Below are 19,314 nucleotides of genomic sequence, written 5' to 3'. Positions count from 1 at the left end.
CCCAGACGACGTCTCGGGAAACGGACCCGCGCGGCCAGCCGCGCGGGTCCTGTTCAACTCAACAGGGGCCTATTTCCCCTGGGGAAGGGAGAGGCATGCCTCATCTGGACTTTACCCTGCCGCATTGGGCCTATTGGCTGGGGCTGATCATCTTTCCGCTGATCGCCGCTGCCCTTGCCAAGCGGCCTAAGCCGACTGAACGGCGCTACTCGCTGGTGCTCGGCTATTTCATTCTCGTCACCGGCGGCATCCTGGGCCTGCATCGGCTTTACCTGAAAAGCCTGATCGGGCTGGTCTATATCCCGGTGTTCGTGCTGATCCTCTACGCCAACGCGCAAAGCCAGGATGCGCGCGCGGTTGTCTCGGACATGGCCAACGCAGTGCGACAGGCGGAGCGCACGCTCGAGCGCGAAGGCGAAAGGGTGAAGACCGCAGAGGCCGATCTGCCTGCCTTGCGCCAAAAGCTCGCCGAGGCGGAAGCGCAGGCCGAAGAAGGCAGCTTTGCCAAGCGCCGTGCGGAACGGGATGTCCAGCGCGCCGAACAACGTGTCGAACAGGGCAAGACCCGGGTTGCCGAGGCCGAGGCAACTCTGGAGACCGCCCGCCCGGCTGCCGTAACAGCTCGCGAAACCCTCGATTTCTGGGGCAATGTTGCCAAATACGCCTTCTGGCTACTGCTTGCAGGTGTGGCGGTCGACGCACTCCTCCTGCCCCGGCTGGTTTCCAAAGCGAACGAAAACCTGCCACCGGACCCGGAACTCAGCGAGGCGGAAAAGAAGCTCAAGGAGCTGGAAGAAGCCGAGCGCAAGGACGATGCGGATCACGTCTCTTCCGGCTGGACCGGCTGGATTGACAGGCTCTCACTCTACTGTGGCGAGTTTGTCAGCTACTGGGCGGTGATCGCCGTTCTTGTCTACTACTTCGAGGTCATGAGCCGCTACGTCTTCGGCAGCCCGACCAACTGGGCTCACGAGGCGATGTACCTCATGTTCGGCATGCAGTACCTGATAGCCGGTTCCTACGCCATGCTGACGGAATCCCACGTACGGGTCGATGTCTTCTATGCGCCGCTCTCGCCGCGCCGCAAGGCAATTGTCGATCTGCTGACATCCGTCTTCTTCTTCATCTTCGCCGGCACCCTGCTGGTGACTTCGTGGATCTTCGCGTTCGATGCCATCGCGGTTCCCTCCGGCAACTCGCTGGTTTCTGACTGGGCGCGCGGTGAAATCGGCTTCAGCGATGTCGTTGCAAGCTGGAACCTGGCCCAATGGACCGATCCGAACATCCGCTGGGGCGAAATCAGCTTCAACGAATGGGAAGTGCCGCTCTGGCCAATGAAGTGGGTCATGGTGCTCGGCGGGTTGCTGCTGGTGCTCCAGGGAATCTCCAAATTCGCGCAGGACATCCGCGCAGTGATGGGCAGGGCTTGATCGATGGGACTTGAAATCGGAATCGAGTGGCTGACACTCATCATGTTCGGCTCGCTGCTGGTCCTCTTGATGGCAGGGCTGCCGCTGGCCTTCGTTACGGGAGGGCTCGCCTGTGTGTTCCTGTTCGTCCTGGGTGACGAGCGGGCGCTCAACATCGTGCCGTCGCGCATCTTTCCGCTGATGACCAACTACCAGCTATCGGCAATCCCGCTGTTCATATTCATGGCATCGATGCTGGAACGAGCCGGCATCATCAACGACATGTTCGATGTCATCTACAAGGTGCTTGGCGGCGTGAAGGGCGGCCTGGCGGCTGCCACCATCATCGCCTCCACCGTACTGGCGGCCATGGTGGGTGTCATCGGGGCGGCTGTTGTCACCATGGGCATCATCGCCCTGCCCGCCATGCTGAAGCGAAACTACGATCCGAAGATCGCCATGGGCTCGATCATGGCCGGCGGAACGCTTGGCATCCTGATCCCACCGTCGATCCTGGCAATCATCTACGCCGTCGTGGCCGAACAGTCCGTTGGTGAGCTCTTCATCGGCGCGGTCATTCCCGGCCTGCTGCTGTCCGGGCTCTACATCCTTTATGTGATCGTCAGCTGCATGATCGACCCCAGAAAAGGCCCGCCGATCCCGGAGGAAGAACGTATTCCGTTCAAGGAAAAGGTCCGGCTGCTGTCGAACATGTCCGCTCCGATCGCGCTGATCGTGATCGTGCTGGGCGTGATCTTCACCGGCGTCGCAACTCCAGTGGAAGCAGCCGGCATCGGCACCTTCGGCGCCATAGTCGTGGCCGCCATCCACCGCAATCTCGATTGGCAGACACTGCGCGAAGCCTCGCTGACCACCTTGAAGGCTTCGGCCATGGTGATCTGGATCATGTTCGGCGCGACCATCTTCGTTGGTCTCTATGTACTGGAAGGCGGTCAGCAGTTCGTGCAAGGCGCGCTGGAAGCCACCGGCCTCGGCCCCTGGGGCATTCTGATCATCATGCAGATCGTGCTTGTCGTCCTGGGCATGTTCCTGGACTGGGTCGGCATCCTGCTCCTGTGCGTGCCGATCTTCGTGCCGATCATCAAGGCGCTCGGAGCGGCCTCCTTCGGGCTCGACAGCCCGGACGATCTGGTGCTGTGGTTCGGTGTTCTCTATCTGGTGAACATGCAGATGAGCTTCCTGTCACCACCGTTCGGTTACGCACTCTTCTACCTGCGAGGCGTCGCTCCGGCGGACATTCCGATGACAGACATCTTCAAGTCTGCCCTGCCCTTCCTGGCGCTTCAGGTGCTTGGACTGGCATTGTGCATGCTGTTCCCCGGACTGATCACCTGGTTGCCGAACCTGGTCTACGGATAACAGAGCCAACAAAGACAAAGGGAAACGGCTGCGCTCAGTGGGAAAAGCGCAGCCGTTCCATGCTGCCGGACAAATGTGCCCGACAGGGTTGGCTTGTCAGGAGACAGATCAGAACGAACGGGAGAGCCCGATCATGAGCCGATGGTTACCGGCCGTCCGATCTACCTTCGCACCGCCATATCCGGCCTTCTCGTCCAGGATCCCGGTCATCGAGTAGTCGGCCCTGAGATGCCACGCATCCGTTACCGCAACCTCGACACCCCCGCCGATCACCGGACCAATCGAAACGGAGTTTCTCTCCGTCCCGTTCGCCTTGAGGCTGTGTTCTGTCGCGGCAATACCGAGGCTGAGATAAGGCATGACGTTGTTGATCGGCACGCCGACCCGGGCCTTGGCATTGATCGTCCACTTGGATCCTGTCTCGATGGTGCCCAGCGTCGGATGGTTGCCTTTTTCACGGCCGCCGAGATAGGCCGCACCGCCTTCGACACCCAAGACGAAGCGGGAGACTTCCCAGTTGTAGCCGCCGAAAAGACCGAACGATGCGTCGACCCCTGAAAAATCCTTCGATCGACCGCCTGATTTGACGTCTGTCACGGTCTGCGAAACACCTGCTTCAAAGCCGAGATAAGGCCCAGCCCAGAGCGACTGTGGCGCTTGCGAATAGACAGGAGCGTCAAAAGTCTCCAGATCGGCAGCACTCGCCCCAACGACAAGCACACCAAGAACGGCGCACAGAACCAGCGGCTCCAACAGCCAGTGGCTCCGCAGAACACGCCTGATCACACCGGGGCGTTGCCTGGAGCGACCGCGCCCGATGGCCGGCGGCGCACGAAAAACATAATTGGCAAAGGAACTTACCATCAGTGATCTCACTTCATGTATGACAATCTCATCGCCTCACAAATTTAAAAAATTAATGTAAAACGATAATTTGAAAATTGATTGCAATAATTTTTTTGTCAATAGCAATGTTTTTGAATTTGTGTTTTCCCGACAGATGAACTAGATACGATGCCGCAATGACACGATGCGGAGTAACCGATGAGCGAACTTGAATGGGCGGAACGGGAGAAGCGGCTGACGCGGATCCGGCGTGTATCCGCGTTCATGAAATGGGCCGTCACCATCATCCTGTTGATCCTGCTGGGTCTGGGCGTGGTCGTAACGATCGGTATCGCCCTGCCGAACGAGTTGATGATCGGTGCGCAAGAAACATTTGATGTCGCCGATACCGAACGCATGCTGGGTGACATTCCGCAGGTTCAGCGCATCGGAATATCCATACTGGCAGCCATTGCCTTCAGTCTGCTGCTGGCGGTGGGCTGGAACATCCGTCAGGTCTTCAAGCGGTTTCAGAAGATGGAGTTCTTCTCGCCTAAGACGCTTGCAAACGTGTTTTCCTTCGGCATCTGGCTTATCGTGTTCGCGGTCTTCGACCTGATCAGCGATCCGATCGGCTCGGTCCTCCTGACCTATGACTTTCCCCCGGGCCAGCGCACCGTCGACATCAGTCTGGACGGTGGCGAGATCTTCTTTCTCGTCCTTGGTGCCTTGATGCTGCTGTTCGGCTGGATCCTTCGCGAGGCTGCCCTGATTGCAGACGAGAACCAGCAGTTCATTTGAGGTGGACCATGGAGCGTTGCGAATGCTGAACATCAATGGCGTTACCTGTCTCCGGCAACTTGGCCTCATGCACGGTGGCACCGAGGTGGGCAGATGTCTTCAGCCCCCGCACCTTCTCTCAGCGTTTGCAAGCAACAAGGCTCCCGGTCATCCACGGCCAGTCGCGTTTGCACGCCGGAAGCTTTCACAAGAACAAAGGATTGTTGACGCCGTGGCTGATGGCAGTGAAATATCAGGCATGATTCTCGGGACACTCATGCCTTGCTCATCTCTCTCTTGCGTAAGGCCGTCCAGCTCGCAGAAGAAAATCGAAAAATAAGCAAGCGACAGCGCCGGGGGTCCCGTCATGCCCATCATCATTGAACTGGACGTAATGCTCGCCCGCAGGAAGATGCGGTCCAAGGAGCTTGCCGAACGCATTGGCATCACCGAGCAGAATGTTTCGCTGCTCAAGTCCGGAAAAGTGAAGGGTGTCCGTTTCGAGACCCTGGAAAAGATCTGCGACGTGCTCGACTGCCAACCCGGTGACATTCTGATTTACGAGCCCGAAAAAACTCCGGAAGATTAGACAGAAACACGCCGCCAGAACCACAAAAGTGCAGCCAACGCCGCACCGATCCAGAGCAGTAGAACCAGTACTGCCGCCATTTTGCTGGCAGGCAGCTTTTCCGATCTCCTGTCAGCTTCCACCCGACAGTCCTCCATCACCTGCGGTGGAATGAGCTTCACCACCAGGTAGATGCCGAGAGGCACGAGAAGCAGATCGTCGAGATATCCGATCACCGGAATGAAATCCGGTATCAGGTCGATGGGTGACAGAGCATAGGCTGCGGTTGCGATGGCCAGGGCCTTCACATACCAGGGTACCCTCGGATCCCTTCCAGCCAGATAAAGGGCATGGAGATCTCGCTTGATGCGCTTTGCCCAGGTCTTGATGGTGTCCTTCAGCATGTCAGCCCGCGTGAATTGGAAACAGTCCCTGCGACACGGCAGGCCCTGGGCAGTGTCGGCCGGAAGGTCATCGGGCCCGAAACACCTTCCAGTCCTGCGCAAGCTACGCTGCCTAGAACATCCTCCGTAATTTCAACAGGTCCGACGGAGCGAGCGGTCTTTAGCCATGACGCGATCAAATTCCCCCCTTGAAGGCAGGCCGGTGCCTGCAACAAGAGCGCGGCTGCGATCAGGCAAGCTGCTCAATCTGGACAGCACGCACTTGAGCGAATGCACGCTTTACGACCTTGAGAACGGCGACATCGGCATCGTCGTTCAGGACCCGGACCTGCCGGTGCCGGACCGGGTGCTGATCGATGACGACAAGGAACTGACCCGGGTCTTTACGGAAATCCGTTGGCGCATGGGTCCTTACCTCTTCGGCATGTACCTGGAACCACCGGTCCCGGTGAGCAAGTTCCAGGATACCTGACGACTGCCGACACGGGCCTTATTCAGCTGCTTCAGCGGAGCCATATCCCAATTGCTCGTTGAGTTTGCCGATCAAGCCGATGGCCGCTTCCGCAATCACGGTTCCCGGTGGGAAGATCGCCGCCGCCCCGGACTTGTAGAGTTCGTCATAATCCTGTGGAGGCACGACACCGCCAACGACGATCATGATGTCTTCCCGGCCTTCTTCCGCCAGCGCCCGCCTCAGAGCCGGCACCAGTGTCAGATGGCCCGCCGCCAGAGATGACACGCCGACCACGTGAACATCGTTTTCGACCGCCTGGCGAGCAGCCTCTTCCGGGGTCTGGAACAAGGGCCCGATATCAACGTCGAAACCGAGATCGGCAAACGCCGAGGCAATCACCTTCTGACCGCGGTCGTGTCCGTCCTGCCCCATCTTGGCGACCAGGATACGCGGTCGGCGGCCATCGTTGTCTTCAAAGGCTTCCACCAGCTTCTGGACTTTCTCGATGGTTCCGGACATGGCTCCGGCCTCCCGTTTGTAGACACCGGCAATCGACTTGATCTCCGCCTTGTGCCGGTCAAACACTTTCTCCATTGCCAGGGAGATTTCACCCACGGTTGCTTTGGCCCGTGCGGCCTTTACCGAAAGGTCCAGCAGATTGCCGTCACCGGATGCGGCACATTGGGTCAACGCTTCCAGGGCGGCCTGGGTCTCAGCCTCGTTGCGCTCTTCACGCAGGCGCTTGAGCTTGTCGATCTGGGCGGCGCGCACCTGGGCGTTGTCGACCTTCAGGACGTCGATCGCCTGTTCGCTTTCCGGCTTGAACTTGTTGACGCCGACTACGGTTTGCGCACCGCTGTCGATGCGCGCCTGTGTCTTGGCGGCTGCTTCCTCGATCCGCAGCTTCGGAATGCCCTTCTCGATGGCCTTCGCCATGCCGCCAAGCTCTTCCACTTCGCGGATGTGCGCCATGGCCTTCTCGGCAAGGTCTGCCGTCAGCTTCTCGACGTAATAGGAACCGCCCCAGGGATCGATCACCTGCGTCGTGCCGCTTTCCTGCTGCAGAAACAACTGCGTGTTGCGGGCGATACGTGCGGAGAAATCGGTCGGCAGAGCCAGCGCCTCGTCCAGCGCATTCGTGTGCAGCGACTGCGTATGCCCCTGCGTTGCAGCCATGGCTTCCACACAGGTTCGAATGACGTTGTTGAAGACGTCCTGTGCCGTCAGTGACCAGCCGGAGGTCTGCGAATGGGTGCGCAGTGACAGGGATTTCGGGTTCTTCGGCTGGAAGTTTTCTTCCATCAGGGTCGCCCAGATCAGGCGCGCGGCACGCAGCTTGGCCACTTCCATGAAGAAGTTCATGCCGATCGCCCAGAAGAAGGACAGCCGCGGTGCGAACTGGTCGATGTCCATGCCGGCGGCGACACCGGCGCGGGCATATTCGATGCCGTCGGCAATCGTATAGGCCAGCTCCAGATCCGCCGTCGCCCCCGCTTCCTGCATGTGGTAGCCGGAAATGGAGATCGAATTGAAGCGCGGCATGTTCTGGGACGTGTATTTGAAGATGTCCGAGATGATCCGCATGGAGTGCTTGGGCGGATAGATATAGGTGTTGCGGACCATGAACTCCTTCAGAATATCGTTCTGAATGGTGCCTGACAGGTCCTTCTGGGCAACGCCCTGCTCTTCCGCCGCCACGATGTAAAGCGCCAGCACCGGCAGCACTGCGCCGTTCATGGTCATGGAGACGCTCATCTTGTCCAGCGGAATGCCGGAAAAGAGCGTACGCATGTCATAGATGGAATCGATCGCCACCCCTGCCATGCCGACATCACCCGAAACACGCGGATGATCGCTGTCGTAGCCGCGGTGCGTGGCAAGGTCGAAGGCCACCGACAGGCCCTTCTGACCGGCGGCAAGGTTACGCCGGTAAAAGGCGTTTGAATCTTCGGCCGTTGAGAACCCGGCATACTGGCGCACTGTCCAGGGCTGCTGGACATACATCGTCGGGTAAGGACCGCGCAGAAACGGCGGCAGGCCCGGCCAGGTATCCAGATGTTTCAGTCCATCAAGATCCTGCGCCCCATAGACAGGCGGCACAACGATGTCTTCCGGCGTTTGCCAGCTCTCCTGCGAGCCGGCGTCCGCAGCCTTCACGATTTTCCGGAACGGCTTGTCAGCGAAATTCGGGATCCTGCTCATGATTGGACCTCCAGATCTTTCGGCTCGACCCCTTGTTGGGTCTCCAGCCGGTCAAATGCATCCTTCAACAGTGCAAGCAGATCGCATCCGGCAAAGACGAAAGCGTCCACACCGGCTTTGCGATAGGCATCTTCCCGGCCTCCAGGGCGCCCTGCAAGGTAGAGGTAATCCACCCCTGCCGTTTTCAGGGCTTGAGCTGCCTCTTCCGCCTGCGCCTCGTAAACATCATCCGTGGAGACGAGACAGGCAAGCATCGCCCCGCTTTGCCGGAAGGCCTCAACGAGATCTTCAAGCGAACCATAGACAGCCGGTCCGACGGGTTTCAACCCGCCCGCCGCAAAGGCGTTTGCCGTCCAGGTGGCTCTCGCCGAGAACTGGGCCAGACTGCCGAGAGACGCCAGGAATACCGCTGGTATTGTCGACGCGGCCTGCTCGAAGGCTTCTGACCTGCTACGAAGCTGCTCGAAGGGCTCCGCTATCCGGGCCGTTTCCAGCTTCGGAAGGGAATAGTCGCGCGGCAGAAGGTCAAGCCGCATGCCCAGCTCGCTCAGGGGCACTCCCTGAAGGGCAAGCTTGCGCAGGGTCGCAAAGCGCTCGCCGTCTCCCGGTTCCGGCAGGTCCTCACGCGGTGCGCTCACGCCTGCGAGATCTTCCTTGCTCGACTTCAGCACCGCAACAGGCTTTTCAGCAAGGTCCGGGAACTCGCTTACGCCGGTGATAGGACGCTTCCTGGTGGCGATGTTCTTGGCAAGACCGGCCCTGGCAGCTCCGATGCGATCATGCACGAGGCCCGTGCGCACCGCCTCGAACAGGCCACCGGCCGCCTCGATTTCCTGGAAGAGGCTCCAGGCAGCCTCGCAAACTGTATCCGTCCGGTCTTCAATGGCGCCAGAGCCGGCGGCCGGATCGGTCACCTTCGCAAGGTTGCTTTCTTCCAGAAGGATAGACTGCGTATTGCGCGCCAGCCTGCGGGCAAAGCCGTCGGGCAAACCGACAGCCAGCGTATGTGGCAGAACACAGACACTGTCTGCACCACCGACACCGGCTGCAAAGGTTGCCACGGTGTTGCGCAGCAGATTGACCCAGGGATCCCGACGGGTCAGCATTCTGTAGGAAGTCGACATATGCAACGGCAGACCTGCTTGCGGCAGTCCTGCACCGTCCAGTACCGACGCCCAGAGCGAGCGGATCGCGCGGGCCTTGGCAATGGTTCCGATCTGGTCGGCTTCCGCGATCAGGCTGAAGGAAATTCTGTCAGCCCATTGTTCGGGCGCCAGTCTCGTGCCTTCCAGCAAGCGCATGTGAGCTGTGGCGGAAGCCAGAACAAGCGCAAGCTCCTGCGCAGGCGTTGCCCCCGCTTCGTGCCATATGCGGCCATCGGCCTTCATTACCCGTGCCGGGATGCCAAAATCATGCGCTGCGACCACCAGATCGCGGAAATGCCTGTAGGCGTTTTCCATGTCGGCAAGCGCGACACCATTGACTGCCACCCAGCCATAGGGATCGATCCCGGCCGTCAGGCGAACGCTGGCCGGATCGATCTTGCGCTTTTCGAGCAATGCCAGAATGGAGGCGAAAATCTCGACATTTTCCCGCCCTGCCTCAAAGCGCAGGTCAATCAGATCCAGTTCGACGTCTTTCAGGAGGCGGTCGACACCGGATAGATCGTCTACCCGGATGCCATTGCCGTATGATGCGGCAGCACCGCGGAAAACCAGGTCAAGGCCGCTCGCGCCACCCTCCAGATCTTCCAGAATTTGTGCGTTTGCGGTGGCAGGATCGGGAATGTCGATCCGCTGGACCACGGACCAGTTGCCTGCGGCAGCCCGAAGGGCGCGCGCCGGACTGTTTGTCCTGCGCTCATAAAGCGGCGCGATATCCAGTCCATCTTCGGTTTTCCCGTAAAGCTTCTGCCGGGCACTCCCCTTCAGGGCCTTGTCGACGGCAGCCCACCAGGCCTCCGCGTCGGCAGAATAAAAACTTTCAGGTCCAGTAAAGCTGTTCGGCATCGCACGTACTCCCTGGCCCCGTTTTAGTCCCTGGGCCCGAAGCTTGGCAACTCAGCAGAATGGGTAAGGATTTGAAGTTCACAAGGTCTCGGACAGTTGAATCAGGTGAAACCGGGAGCCAGTTCCGACTTGCGATTCGCTCGTAGAATTAATTAGACGCGCAAAATAAAAATTTATCTACAAATTGCGTTTTTCGACTTACACTTACGAAGACGTTAAACACTTCTCAGAAAGACAATTTGGCCTCTTCTAAGCGCCAACTTGTCAATTTTTTGGCGGAATAAGCTAAATTTGCCAGTTTTCCCTATTGGTACGATCATCAATTGTATTGTAGCGTATAGGTGCTGACGCATGGGAAATTCTACCCTCATAAGAAATGCGCGGCGTCCGGATCCGACACTTACCTAAATAGGTTTGGCGGGAACGGGTTTCACCCATCAGCGGATGTTCCGGCTCGCGTACGGACACCCGCAAAGACGCGGCCACCCAAGCCGCAAAGGATGTGCACAATGCTTGATCAAACGGAATTGAAGAGCAAGCTGAGAGCAATCTCGGAAGCAAATGCCGCCCATCATGTTCTCGATATTTTGGAATCGAACCTTCGACGCATGGGGGCGACGCATATCCTCATTACCGGCCTGCCGATGCCGAACCGCCCGATCGACAACCTCGTTCAACGGTTCCGGTGGCCCGATCAACACAATGACGGAATTGAAAGCACTTCGCTTTCTGCAAATGACAGCGCCTTGATGCTTGGCCTCGGTTCAAACCGGGCTCGCGTCTGGACAATCTCCGCCGGTGACATGGAACATTCCGACCTTCTGGCGTCAGCCGGGGAAGGAAGTCAGGTTCTCGTGATACCAGTGACGGAACTCTATCCTTTCCAGGCATTCGTGTTTGCAAGCGGCCCTGCTCTTCAGGTCAACAAATACGATCTTTCCAATCTGGAAGCACTTGCAGCTGCCGCCTTCTCGCGTCTGCGCGAACTTGGCGTGATTTCCGGACAGCGACCGGGCGCATTGTCGACCCGTGAGCGCAAGGTTCTGGAACTGACGGCCTATGGCAAGACAGCCGGCGAAATCGCAGACGTGCTCGACATCTCCCAGCGGACTGTCCACGCTCACCTGCAGAATGCCAGTGTCAAGCTGAACGCTTCCAACAAGACCCACACCGTGGTCGAAGCGCTTCGTTACGGCCAGATCAGCGTATAAAGCTGCTTCTCCAGGCAACAGCTTCCAGGGGCTAACAACAGGCGCACTTCGGTGCGCCTTTTTTGTTCTGGCGCGGCTGCAAAACAACATGCGTCAGAGGAGACCACGCCAGGCAACAACGTCAAAATGCCAATCGCCAAAAGGAAAAGGCGCGCTTTCCGCACGCCTTTTTTGTCATTTCAATTTTCGGCTTGCCGACCTCAGTAGGTCATCATCGGCGGCAATTCCTTGGCCTGATCGACCCATTTGGTAACCTGGCTTTCACTCGGCACCTGGCGAACAAGTTTCTTGGCTTCGTTCACTTCCTGCATCTTCTCCGCCAGGTTGGCGGCATTGCGATGCTTCAGTTCCTTCACCGTGTCGACGCCGGCAGCTTCCAGGAGTTCGGAATATTCCTCACCAACGCCGCTGATGCGCATCAGATCCGCCATATTGGCCCATTTCAGGATCCGCTTGCCGTCGATGCCGGTTTCTTCTTCCAGCGCCTTGCGACCTTTCGGGTCCTTCGCACGCTCCAGATAAGCTTCCGTTGTCTTGATGCCGACTTCACCCAGCTTTGCAGCATAGGTTGGGCCGATACCTTCGATTTCATCGATGGAATAAGACATGCGCTCAGAACTCCCTAATCAACCGGCAACCGAACCTGGGACAGTCAGACGATCTGGCTCAGTCCCGGAATTTGTGAAACCACTTCATTCACAACATCGTCCCCTGCTTTTTCCTTAGCATAGGAGACGAGTTCTTTGACAACACTTTGCACGCCATCCATGTCGAGGCCCGCATTTGTCAATTCATTGAGTGCCGCCATGGCGCCCATGCCACCGCCCATCATGCTTCCAAGACCGCTCAAAAACCCGCCGCCGGAACCGGCTTCCGCACGCGCATCGACAAGATCCTTCGCTCCAGGCAAAGCGTCGAAGATGAGCTGCATCTTGTCTTCCGGACCTTCCTTGTTCAAGAAGCCCAGAATGATGCCGATGGCGTTCTTGGCGACATCTTCCTCGATGCCTGCTGCCGCCATGATCCGCTGGATGAGCTCGTCCATGAAAATCTCCTGATTAAATGACTGACGCCCTGTCATCCGGCGCCCGTTTGGCTTCTCTATACAAGTCTCGAGGTGCCCCCGTCGATGGGCAATGTCTTTTCTGCTCGACTATGCCGCATGCAGGCCGCACGCTCGTCCAATGCCGCCCGGCAACAGAATGTTTCAATCTGGCAGCGAAAGGCTCTAGGCTGCGGCAAGATGCAGGGATTCGGGGGTAATCGTGACGGTAAAAGACAGTATTTTCATCGGTGCCAGCACCAGGGAAGAAACCCTCACGCTCAAGCTCGCAAACCGCCATGGCTTGATTGCCGGAGCAACTGGCACCGGGAAGACCGTTTCACTCCAGATCCTTGCCGAAGGCTTTTCCAAGGCCGGTGTTCCCGTGTTCTGCGCCGATATCAAGGGCGACCTGTCCGGACTTGCAACCGCGGGTGTTTCCAAGGACTTTCTTGAAAAACGTGCCAGCGATGTCGGGATCGCCGACGAATACACCTACGAAGCGTTCCCAGCGGTGTTCTGGGACCTGCTCGGCGAGCAAGGCCATCCGATCCGCACCACTGTTTCCGAGATCGGGCCCCTGCTCCTCGCCAGACTGCTGGAACTCAACGATACGCAGGAAGGTGTACTGAACGTCCTGTTCGAGCTGGCCGACGATGAAGGCCTGCTGCTGCTGGATCTGAAAGACCTCAGGGCAATGCTTGCCCACGTGGCAGAACGTGCCTCCGAGCTTTCCACGATCTACGGCAACGTTTCCAAGGCGTCCGTCGGAGCCATTCAGCGCAGGCTTCTGGTGCTGGAGCGCCAGGGCGGAGAACACTTCTTCGGAGAACCGGCCCTCGACATCCGTGACTTCATCCGCACCGCACCGGACGGCCGGGGCGTCGTCAACATTCTCGCTGCCGACAAGCTCATGTCCGCCCCCCGGCTCTATGGCGTTTTCCTGCTCTGGATGCTGTCTGAACTCTTTGAGGAAATGCCCGAAGTCGGTGATCCGGAAAAGCCGAAGCTGGTGTTCTTCTTCGACGAAGCCCACCTTCTGTTTTCCGATGCTCCCAAGGCACTTATCGAGAAGGTGGAACAGGTTGTCCGGCTGATCCGCTCCAAGGGTGTCGGCGTCTATTTTGTTACACAGAACCCGCTGGACGTACCGGAGACCGTGCTTTCCCAGCTCGGCAACCGCATTCAGCACGCCCTGCGTGCCTTCACGCCGCGCGACCAGAAGGCTGTCAGGGCAGCTGCGGAAACTTTCCGTCCCAACCCGGATCTCAACACCGAACGGGTCATCACGGAACTCGGTGTCGGCGAAGCACTGGTCTCGACCCTGGAAGGCAAAGGCATTCCGTCCGTCGTTCAGCGCACGCTGATCCGTCCACCCTGTTCGCGGCTGGGTCCCGTCACTCAGGCCGAACGACGGGCCTTGATCCAGTCCAGCCCCGTCTTTGGCACTTATGAGCGCACCCGCGACCGGACGTCGGCATACGAAGTCCTGATGGGACGCGCGCAGGAAGCGCAGAGACAGGAACAGCGGCGCCAGGAAAAGGAAGGCAGCTACGCCAGGAAACATGGCGAGCCACGGCGCTCGCGATCCGGTTTTCAGCTGCCCGACTTCGGACGCGATGACAGGCCGCGTCAGGAAAGCCGGGAACGGCGCAGCAACCGCCGTGGCCAGCGTGACACGGCCCTGGAAGCCGGGCTCAAGTCCGCAGCCAGAAGTCTCGGCTCCTCGCTCGGCCGTGCGCTGGTTCGGGGCCTGCTCGGTTCGCTGAAGAGAGGCAACTAGACAAAGCGATGCCGGCAACCGCGGCCCAAAATCTGGAGACCGAGCGCAAGGCGCTTGTCATCGGCAAATGGGCCAACCTGTTCATGGCGGCCGCCGGCCTACTGACCGCCTGGGTATCACGGTCCGACGCCATGCTTGTGGACGGGCTTTATTCGGCCGTCAACTTCATCTCTGCCATTGCGGCCGCTCGTATCGGGGCAAGAGTTGGCCTGCCACCAACACGCTCCCGACCCTGGGGACACGATTTCGACGAGGTGCTCTATGTCACCTTCCGGAGTCTCATCCTCATCGGCGTGCTGGTCTTCGCAGCCTTTGTCTCCATCTCGAAAATCTGGACCTTCTTTTCCGGAGGCGTTGTCCCGGAACTGGTGTTTGGTCCGATCGCGGTCTACGCAGTCGTCATCGTCAGCATCTGCCTTGGCCTTGCATTCAACTTTCACCGTGCCTACCGGAAAACCGGCAAGCGCAGCGCCATCCTGAAGACCGAAGCCCGCGCCGCCCTAATCGACGGCGCGCTCAGCGTCGGATCGGGAGCAGCCCTTCTGTCACTGCCCTCTCTGGAAGATACGGTTCTCGGACCATTTGTCCCGATCGGTGATGCCGTCATCGTTCTGGTGTTGATCCTGGCGATCATCTGGCAGCCGCTTTCGACCTTCCGCACGACGCTGGCAGACCTTGCCGGCGTCAGCGCCCCCAGCAGCACCTATGCCAAGGTCGCCCGGGCTGCCCGGGACCTTGCCCGCGAAAAAGGCTATCGCCTGCATAGGGCAGCTGTCCTTCAGGCAGGGCGCATGCACTGGGTGGCCGTCTATCTCGACCCCGAAAAACCCGTTCGTGCCGAAGACATAGACACGTTCCGCGACATACTCTCAGCCCGGCTGGAAGATGTCATCGGGCCAGCAAGGGTGGAAATTGTCCTCACCGCAAGCGATTACACCAATCCGGTTCAGGAGTGATGCGCCCCCCATTATCCCCTGAGTAACAGGATAGTTACCCCTTCCCGTTAAGGCTGCGATCGAAACAACGGCAGACGGGGCAACATGCGTTACCGAGAAAACCGGCCACAACCGCAATACAAAGCTGAGTGCTTGCAACAGCGCCTCTTCGGTTCGCCTCTGCACTTGCTTTTCCTGCTGTCCCTGGTTGCTGTTCTCCTGACCGGAGCGCCGATGGCCGGTGCGCAGGAAGTTCGTGCACAGGAGCCCGGCGCTGCCCCCACCAGTACGGAAGAGCGGGCAGGATCACTGGATCAAAATCGGGTGACGCGCGCCCGGGAGTACCTGCGCGACAACCCGATTTCTCCACCCGACACGTCCAGTCCGCGTGCGACACTGGAAAGCTTCGTCTACATCATGAACGAAGTGAACACGCTCTGGATGTCGGTTCGGGACAGCTATGATGACAGCAACCGGTTGTTCCTGTCGGACAGCGAAGAGGAAAAACTGGTTCTGGTACGTGCGCTTCTTTCAAAAGCCTCGCAGACTTTCGACCTCAGCGGCATTCCCGTGACTTCCCGGGAAAATGCCAGCGTCGAGATTGCACTGCAGCTTCAGGAGATCCTGGACAGGATCCCGGCGCCGCTTTTCGAAGACATTCCCGGCTCGCCTGCAGGCAGCTCGCGAAAGGCCGGCAACGCGGCGGATTTGCCTGACCATTGGACCATTCCCGGCACCAGCATCAACCTGCTGCGCCAGGATGAAGGGGAACTGCGCGGGCAGTACCTGTTTTCCAGGTCCTCCGTTGAGCGCATTCCCGAAGACTATGCAGTTGTACGGGTTCTGCCCATCACCGCGGATCGCGGGGAAGACCTCTTTGAATACTACACCTACACCCCCGGCAACCTGATTGCACCGCTCTGGTATGACGTCATTGAAGCAGGGCCAGAACTGCTTCAGTATCATTTTGCCGACCAGGCGTATTGGCAATGGCTGGCACTTGCCGGACTTCTCGTCCTCTACGCGATCGTGTTCGGATATTACGTCCGCTGGCGCAGGTGGCGTGCGGTCTCCGTGAACGAAGGTACCCGCATCGTCCACGCGATCCTCAATCCGGTTGTCGTCATCCTTGCCGCAAGTCTCTTCCGCTATGTTTGCGAAGATCAGATCAACATCACAGGCATGCCTTTGGTGGCAGTCGGCACGTCGACGACAGCCATCATCTGGTCGGCGACCGCCTGGATGGTCTATCAGCTTCTGCAACTGTTCTACGTCTGGTTTTCCAGCAGTGCCGGGGCTGCAAGAGACGGACTTGACGTCAGCCTTCTGCGCACCGGCTTCCGGGTTTTCTCCCTTGCCATCGCGCTGATCGTGCTCGGGTATGGCGCAACTCAGATCGGCATTCCGATCTACGGTGTCATCGCTGGTCTTGGCGTGGGCGGTCTTGCAATTGCCCTTGCCGCCCAGCCGACAATCGAAAACCTGATCGGTGGTATCATTCTCTATGCTGACCGGATGGTGCGTGTCGGCGAATTCTGCCAGTTCGACGATCTGGCGGGCACCGTGGAATCCATCGGCATCCGTTCAACCCGTATCAGGGCGCTCGACCGAACACTCATTACCGTTGCCAATGCCGATCTCGCCAAACGAAAGATCATCAACTACAGCTATCGCGACCAGTTTCACTTCCGACACAAGCTCAAACTGCGGTATGAGACGAGCCCGGCATCGCTGAAGCGCGTTCTGGCAGCGATCCACGACTATCTCCTCGCCCACGAAAAGGTAATCGAAGATCCGCTTCGCGTGCGTCTGATCGGTTTTGACGATTACGCTGTCACGGTCGACGTCTATGCCTACGTGCAGGCAGCCACCGTCGCAGCGTTTCAGGAAATCCAGGAAGAGCTTCTCTTCGGCATAAGGGAGATCGTCGAGGCCAACGGATCAGAAATCGCCTATCCCTCCTCGACCGTCTATCTGTCGCAAGACAAGGGTCTGCAGGACGAACAGACGGCCGGTGACGCAGCACCTGCCACCGGTGAGAAAGAGATCCAGGCCGCCTGATGGATCGGCGGCCGGCGCTTTGCGGGCCGTCTTCTGCTTCCTGAATAAGCAATTGCGCAACGCGCGCCGATATGGCCTGTTAGGGCCTTCTCACATTGCCCGAGTCCATCGGGCCTGCTCCTATCTGTTCAAAAATTCAAGGATCCGTCATGAGTTCCATCGACAAGGTCTTGGCGCGCATCGATGCCAATCTCGACAACAGCCTCGACCGACTGTTCGACCTCCTCAAGATCAAGAGCATTTCCACCGACCCTGCGTTCAAGGCTCCGTGCCGTGAGGCAGCTGAATGGCTGGCAAGAGAACTGAACGACATCGGCATTGAAGCATCGGTACGCGACACGACCGGCCATCCGATGGTTGTCGGTCACCGCAAGTCCGGCAAGCCGGGACCGCATGTCCTGTTCTACGGCCACTACGACGTTCAGCCGGTCGATCCGCTGAACCTGTGGAAGCGCGATCCGTTCGACCCGGCCATCGAGACAAAGCCGGACGGCAGCAAGATCATCGTTGCCCGCGGTTCCGCCGACGACAAGGGCCAGCTGATGACCTTCGTCGAAGCGGCCCGCGCCTATCTCGAAGAAACCGGTGACCTGCCGATCGACGTGACGATCCTGTTCGAAGGTGAGGAAGAGTCTGGCTCTCCGTCGCTTCATCCGTTCCTGGAAGCCAACAAGGACGAACTGTCCTGCGATCTTGCGCTCGTGTGCGACACCGGCATGTGGGACGCTGAAACACCTGCTATTTCCATCATGCTGCGCGGCATGGTCGGCGACGAGATCATCGTCAAGGCGGCCAGCCGCGACCTGCATTCCGGCTCCTATGGTGGCTCGGCTCAAAACCCGAACCACATCGTCGCCTCGATCATTGCCGGCCTGCACGATGAAAACGGCAAGGTGACCCTGCCCGGTTTCTACGACGGCGTCATCGACATGCCGGAAGAAGTCACCAAGATGTGGGACGAGCTCGGTTTCTCGGTCGAGGAATTCCTCGGAGATGTCGGCCTGAAATATCCGCGCGGTGAAAAGGACCGCATGCCGCTTGAACACCTCTGGACCCGCCCGACCGTTGAAGTGAACGGAATGTGGGGCGGTTACCAGGGTGCCGGTTCCAAGACGGTGATCCCCGCCGAAGCACATGCCAAGTTCACCTTCCGCCTTGTCGGCGATCAGGACCCGGACAAGGTCCAGGAAGCTTTCCGCGCCTACGTGCGCTCGAAGATCCCGGCAGACTGCACGGTGGATTTCATTGCCAAGGAAGGCAGCCCTGCCCTCAGGCTCGACTTTGCGATGCCTGCGCTGGAAAAGGGCAAGACAGCCCTCAAGGCGGAATGGGGCAAGGATGCTGCGCTGACCGGCATGGGCGGTTCGATCCCGATCGTGGGTGATTTCAAGCGCATGCTGGGTATGGATTCCCTGATGATCGGCTTTGGTCTGGAAGATGACCAGATCCATTCGCCGAACGAAAAATACAACCTGACCAGCTTCCACAAGGGCATCCGTTCCTGGGCCCGGGTTCTGGACGAGTTGGCCAAAGACTGACCTTGAAGATGACACGCGGGCCCACGGGCCCGCGTGTCATGGATCGAACACGATCAAAATTCCTGAGGGCAGAGCCTGCCACCTCAGCGACCGGAGAACAGACATGAAATCCATTTGCGTCTTTTGTGGCTCCAGCTACGGCGCTCTCGAGGCATATGCGGATATTGCGCGCGAAACGGGACGCGCCATCGCCGAACAGGGCTACACACTTGTCTATGGCGGCGCCAAGGTTGGCCTGATGGGCACCGTTGCCGATGCGGCACTTGCAGCCGGTGGCAAGGTGATCGGCGTGCTGCCGCGATCTCTTCAGGACAAGGAAATCGGCCACGAGGGTTTGAGCGAACTGCATCTCGTGGATTCGATGCATGAGCGCAAGGCGATGATGGCAGACTTGTCCGACGCCTTCATAGCCCTTCCGGGCGGCGTTGGTACGCTGGAAGAGATTTTCGAAGTCTGGACCTGGGGCCAGCTCGGTTATCACAAGAAGCCCTGCGGTTTCCTCAATGCCGAAGGCTATTACGATCACCTGATCGCCTTCCTCGACCACCAGACAGAGCAGGGTTTCACCAAACAGGTGATGCGCGACATGGCGCAGATCGCCAGTTCTCCGCTGGATATGATCCGCCAGTTCGAAAACTATACGCCCCCTTCCGCTCCCAAATGGATCAACCGGGACGAGACCTGACAGGCACGCTGAAACGCAAGCCTTGATG

Annotated in this window: 17 protein-coding genes; 11 read left to right on the top strand and 6 right to left on the bottom strand. The window is 58.9% G+C overall.

Going from position 1 to position 19,314, the window contains the following annotated elements; all coding sequences use genetic code 11:
- Window positions 1–95 precede the first annotated feature (95 nt).
- A complete protein-coding gene (locus HEP89_RS18910; protein WP_023000977.1) occupies window positions 96–1,430 on the top strand; it encodes a TRAP transporter small permease subunit in 1,335 nt (444 codons plus the stop codon).
- Window positions 1,431–1,433: 3 nt separating this feature from the next.
- Complete coding sequence (locus tag HEP89_RS18905; RefSeq protein ID WP_023000976.1) at window positions 1,434–2,789, top strand: TRAP transporter large permease subunit; 1,356 nt, start codon at window positions 1,434–1,436, stop codon at window positions 2,787–2,789.
- A 108-nt stretch (window positions 2,790–2,897) separates the two neighbouring features.
- On the opposite strand, the gene HEP89_RS18900 is transcribed toward HEP89_RS18905, so the two are convergent.
- Window positions 2,898–3,653 (bottom strand): outer membrane beta-barrel protein, encoded by a 756-nt coding sequence (locus HEP89_RS18900; RefSeq protein WP_168692783.1) that lies wholly within the window; start codon window positions 3,651–3,653, stop codon window positions 2,898–2,900.
- 180 nt (window positions 3,654–3,833) lie between these two features.
- Here HEP89_RS18900 and HEP89_RS18895 point away from each other — a divergent pair, with 180 nt between their 5' ends.
- Both HEP89_RS18895 and HEP89_RS18890 read left to right on the top strand, forming a co-directional pair.
- The gene (locus HEP89_RS18895) at window positions 3,834–4,415 is read left to right on the top strand and encodes a hypothetical protein (protein ID WP_023000974.1); all 582 of its coding nucleotides are present in this window, start codon (window positions 3,834–3,836) and stop codon (window positions 4,413–4,415) included.
- A gap of 346 nt (window positions 4,416–4,761) precedes the next feature.
- Window positions 4,762–4,983 carry a helix-turn-helix transcriptional regulator gene (locus HEP89_RS18890; protein WP_023000973.1) on the top strand — a complete coding sequence of 74 codons (222 nt, stop codon included), beginning with the start codon at window positions 4,762–4,764 and terminating at the stop codon, window positions 4,981–4,983.
- Here the strand turns inward: HEP89_RS18890 and HEP89_RS18885 are convergent.
- Window positions 4,980–5,366 (bottom strand): YkvA family protein, encoded by a 387-nt coding sequence (locus HEP89_RS18885; RefSeq protein ID WP_168692782.1) that lies wholly within the window; start codon window positions 5,364–5,366, stop codon window positions 4,980–4,982. The two genes, HEP89_RS18890 and HEP89_RS18885, sit on opposite strands and share 4 nt — an antisense overlap.
- Before the next feature lie 202 nt (window positions 5,367–5,568).
- On the opposite strand from HEP89_RS18885, the gene HEP89_RS18880 reads away from it, so the two are divergent.
- On the top strand, window positions 5,569–5,838 hold the full coding sequence (locus tag HEP89_RS18880; protein ID WP_077292599.1) for a hypothetical protein: 270 nt from the start codon (window positions 5,569–5,571) through the stop codon (window positions 5,836–5,838).
- A gap of 18 nt (window positions 5,839–5,856) precedes the next feature.
- Here the strand turns inward: HEP89_RS18880 and scpA are convergent, their stop codons facing one another.
- Complete coding sequence (gene scpA / locus HEP89_RS18875; protein WP_168692781.1) at window positions 5,857–8,022, bottom strand: methylmalonyl-CoA mutase; 2,166 nt, start codon at window positions 8,020–8,022, stop codon at window positions 5,857–5,859.
- Window positions 8,019–10,031, bottom strand: a complete 2,013-nt coding sequence (locus tag HEP89_RS18870; protein ID WP_168692780.1) for a methylmalonyl-CoA mutase subunit beta — start codon at window positions 10,029–10,031, stop codon at window positions 8,019–8,021. Before HEP89_RS18870 ends, scpA begins: the two co-directional genes overlap by 4 nt.
- A gap of 509 nt (window positions 10,032–10,540) precedes the next feature.
- On the opposite strand from HEP89_RS18870, the gene HEP89_RS29890 reads away from it, so the two are divergent.
- Window positions 10,541–11,242, top strand: coding sequence for a helix-turn-helix domain-containing protein (locus HEP89_RS29890; protein WP_168692779.1), 702 nt, complete (start codon window positions 10,541–10,543; stop codon window positions 11,240–11,242).
- Between the two features lie 200 nt (window positions 11,243–11,442).
- Here HEP89_RS29890 and HEP89_RS18860 read toward each other — a convergent pair whose 3' ends face one another.
- Both HEP89_RS18860 and HEP89_RS18855 read right to left on the bottom strand, forming a co-directional pair.
- On the bottom strand, window positions 11,443–11,850 hold the full coding sequence (locus HEP89_RS18860) for a DUF4332 domain-containing protein (RefSeq protein ID WP_023000968.1): 408 nt from the start codon (window positions 11,848–11,850) through the stop codon (window positions 11,443–11,445).
- Window positions 11,851–11,894: 44 nt separating this feature from the next.
- Window positions 11,895–12,287, bottom strand: a complete 393-nt coding sequence (locus HEP89_RS18855; protein ID WP_055656631.1) for a DUF2780 domain-containing protein — start codon at window positions 12,285–12,287, stop codon at window positions 11,895–11,897.
- A 220-nt stretch (window positions 12,288–12,507) separates the two neighbouring features.
- Here HEP89_RS18855 and HEP89_RS18850 point away from each other — a divergent pair, with 220 nt between their 5' ends.
- From HEP89_RS18850 to HEP89_RS18830, 5 genes are all read left to right on the top strand, one after another.
- Window positions 12,508–14,067 (top strand): helicase HerA-like domain-containing protein, encoded by a 1,560-nt coding sequence (locus HEP89_RS18850; RefSeq protein WP_168692778.1) that lies wholly within the window; start codon window positions 12,508–12,510, stop codon window positions 14,065–14,067.
- A gap of 8 nt (window positions 14,068–14,075) precedes the next feature.
- Complete coding sequence (locus HEP89_RS18845; protein ID WP_168692777.1) at window positions 14,076–15,023, top strand: cation transporter; 948 nt, start codon at window positions 14,076–14,078, stop codon at window positions 15,021–15,023.
- A gap of 132 nt (window positions 15,024–15,155) precedes the next feature.
- The gene (locus HEP89_RS18840) at window positions 15,156–17,063 is read left to right on the top strand and encodes a mechanosensitive ion channel family protein (RefSeq protein WP_209014771.1); all 1,908 of its coding nucleotides are present in this window, start codon (window positions 15,156–15,158) and stop codon (window positions 17,061–17,063) included.
- Between the two features lie 149 nt (window positions 17,064–17,212).
- Complete coding sequence (locus HEP89_RS18835; RefSeq protein WP_168692775.1) at window positions 17,213–18,601, top strand: dipeptidase; 1,389 nt, start codon at window positions 17,213–17,215, stop codon at window positions 18,599–18,601.
- Window positions 18,602–18,704: 103 nt separating this feature from the next.
- A complete protein-coding gene (locus HEP89_RS18830; protein WP_055654959.1) occupies window positions 18,705–19,286 on the top strand; it encodes a TIGR00730 family Rossman fold protein in 582 nt (193 codons plus the stop codon).
- Window positions 19,287–19,314: the final 28 nt, after the last annotated feature.

It is taken from the genome of Labrenzia sp. 5N (genome assembly GCF_012395805.1).
Classification (GTDB): domain Bacteria; phylum Pseudomonadota; class Alphaproteobacteria; order Rhizobiales; family Stappiaceae; genus Roseibium; species Roseibium algicola.
The sequence above is the reverse complement of the archived record's forward strand: the minus strand, read 5'-3'. Positions and strand labels throughout refer to the sequence as shown.

Coding starts and splice junctions, on each gene's coding strand:
- scpA (WP_168692781.1), bottom strand. CDS start 8,022: ATGAGCAGGATCCCGAATTTCGCTGACAAGCCGTTCCGGAAAATCGTG.
- HEP89_RS18830 (WP_055654959.1), top strand. CDS start 18,705: ATGAAATCCATTTGCGTCTTTTGTGGCTCCAGCTACGGCGCTCTCGAG.
- HEP89_RS18905 (WP_023000976.1), top strand. CDS start 1,434: ATGGGACTTGAAATCGGAATCGAGTGGCTGACACTCATCATGTTCGGC.
- HEP89_RS18855 (WP_055656631.1), bottom strand. CDS start 12,287: ATGGACGAGCTCATCCAGCGGATCATGGCGGCAGCAGGCATCGAGGAA.
- HEP89_RS18885 (WP_168692782.1), bottom strand. CDS start 5,366: ATGCTGAAGGACACCATCAAGACCTGGGCAAAGCGCATCAAGCGAGAT.
- HEP89_RS18895 (WP_023000974.1), top strand. CDS start 3,834: ATGAGCGAACTTGAATGGGCGGAACGGGAGAAGCGGCTGACGCGGATC.
- HEP89_RS18845 (WP_168692777.1), top strand. CDS start 14,076: ATGCCGGCAACCGCGGCCCAAAATCTGGAGACCGAGCGCAAGGCGCTT.
- HEP89_RS18890 (WP_023000973.1), top strand. CDS start 4,762: ATGCCCATCATCATTGAACTGGACGTAATGCTCGCCCGCAGGAAGATG.
- HEP89_RS29890 (WP_168692779.1), top strand. CDS start 10,541: ATGCTTGATCAAACGGAATTGAAGAGCAAGCTGAGAGCAATCTCGGAA.
- HEP89_RS18835 (WP_168692775.1), top strand. CDS start 17,213: ATGAGTTCCATCGACAAGGTCTTGGCGCGCATCGATGCCAATCTCGAC.
- HEP89_RS18870 (WP_168692780.1), bottom strand. CDS start 10,031: ATGCCGAACAGCTTTACTGGACCTGAAAGTTTTTATTCTGCCGACGCG.
- HEP89_RS18900 (WP_168692783.1), bottom strand. CDS start 3,653: ATGGTAAGTTCCTTTGCCAATTATGTTTTTCGTGCGCCGCCGGCCATC.
- HEP89_RS18910 (WP_023000977.1), top strand. CDS start 96: ATGCCTCATCTGGACTTTACCCTGCCGCATTGGGCCTATTGGCTGGGG.
- HEP89_RS18860 (WP_023000968.1), bottom strand. CDS start 11,850: ATGTCTTATTCCATCGATGAAATCGAAGGTATCGGCCCAACCTATGCT.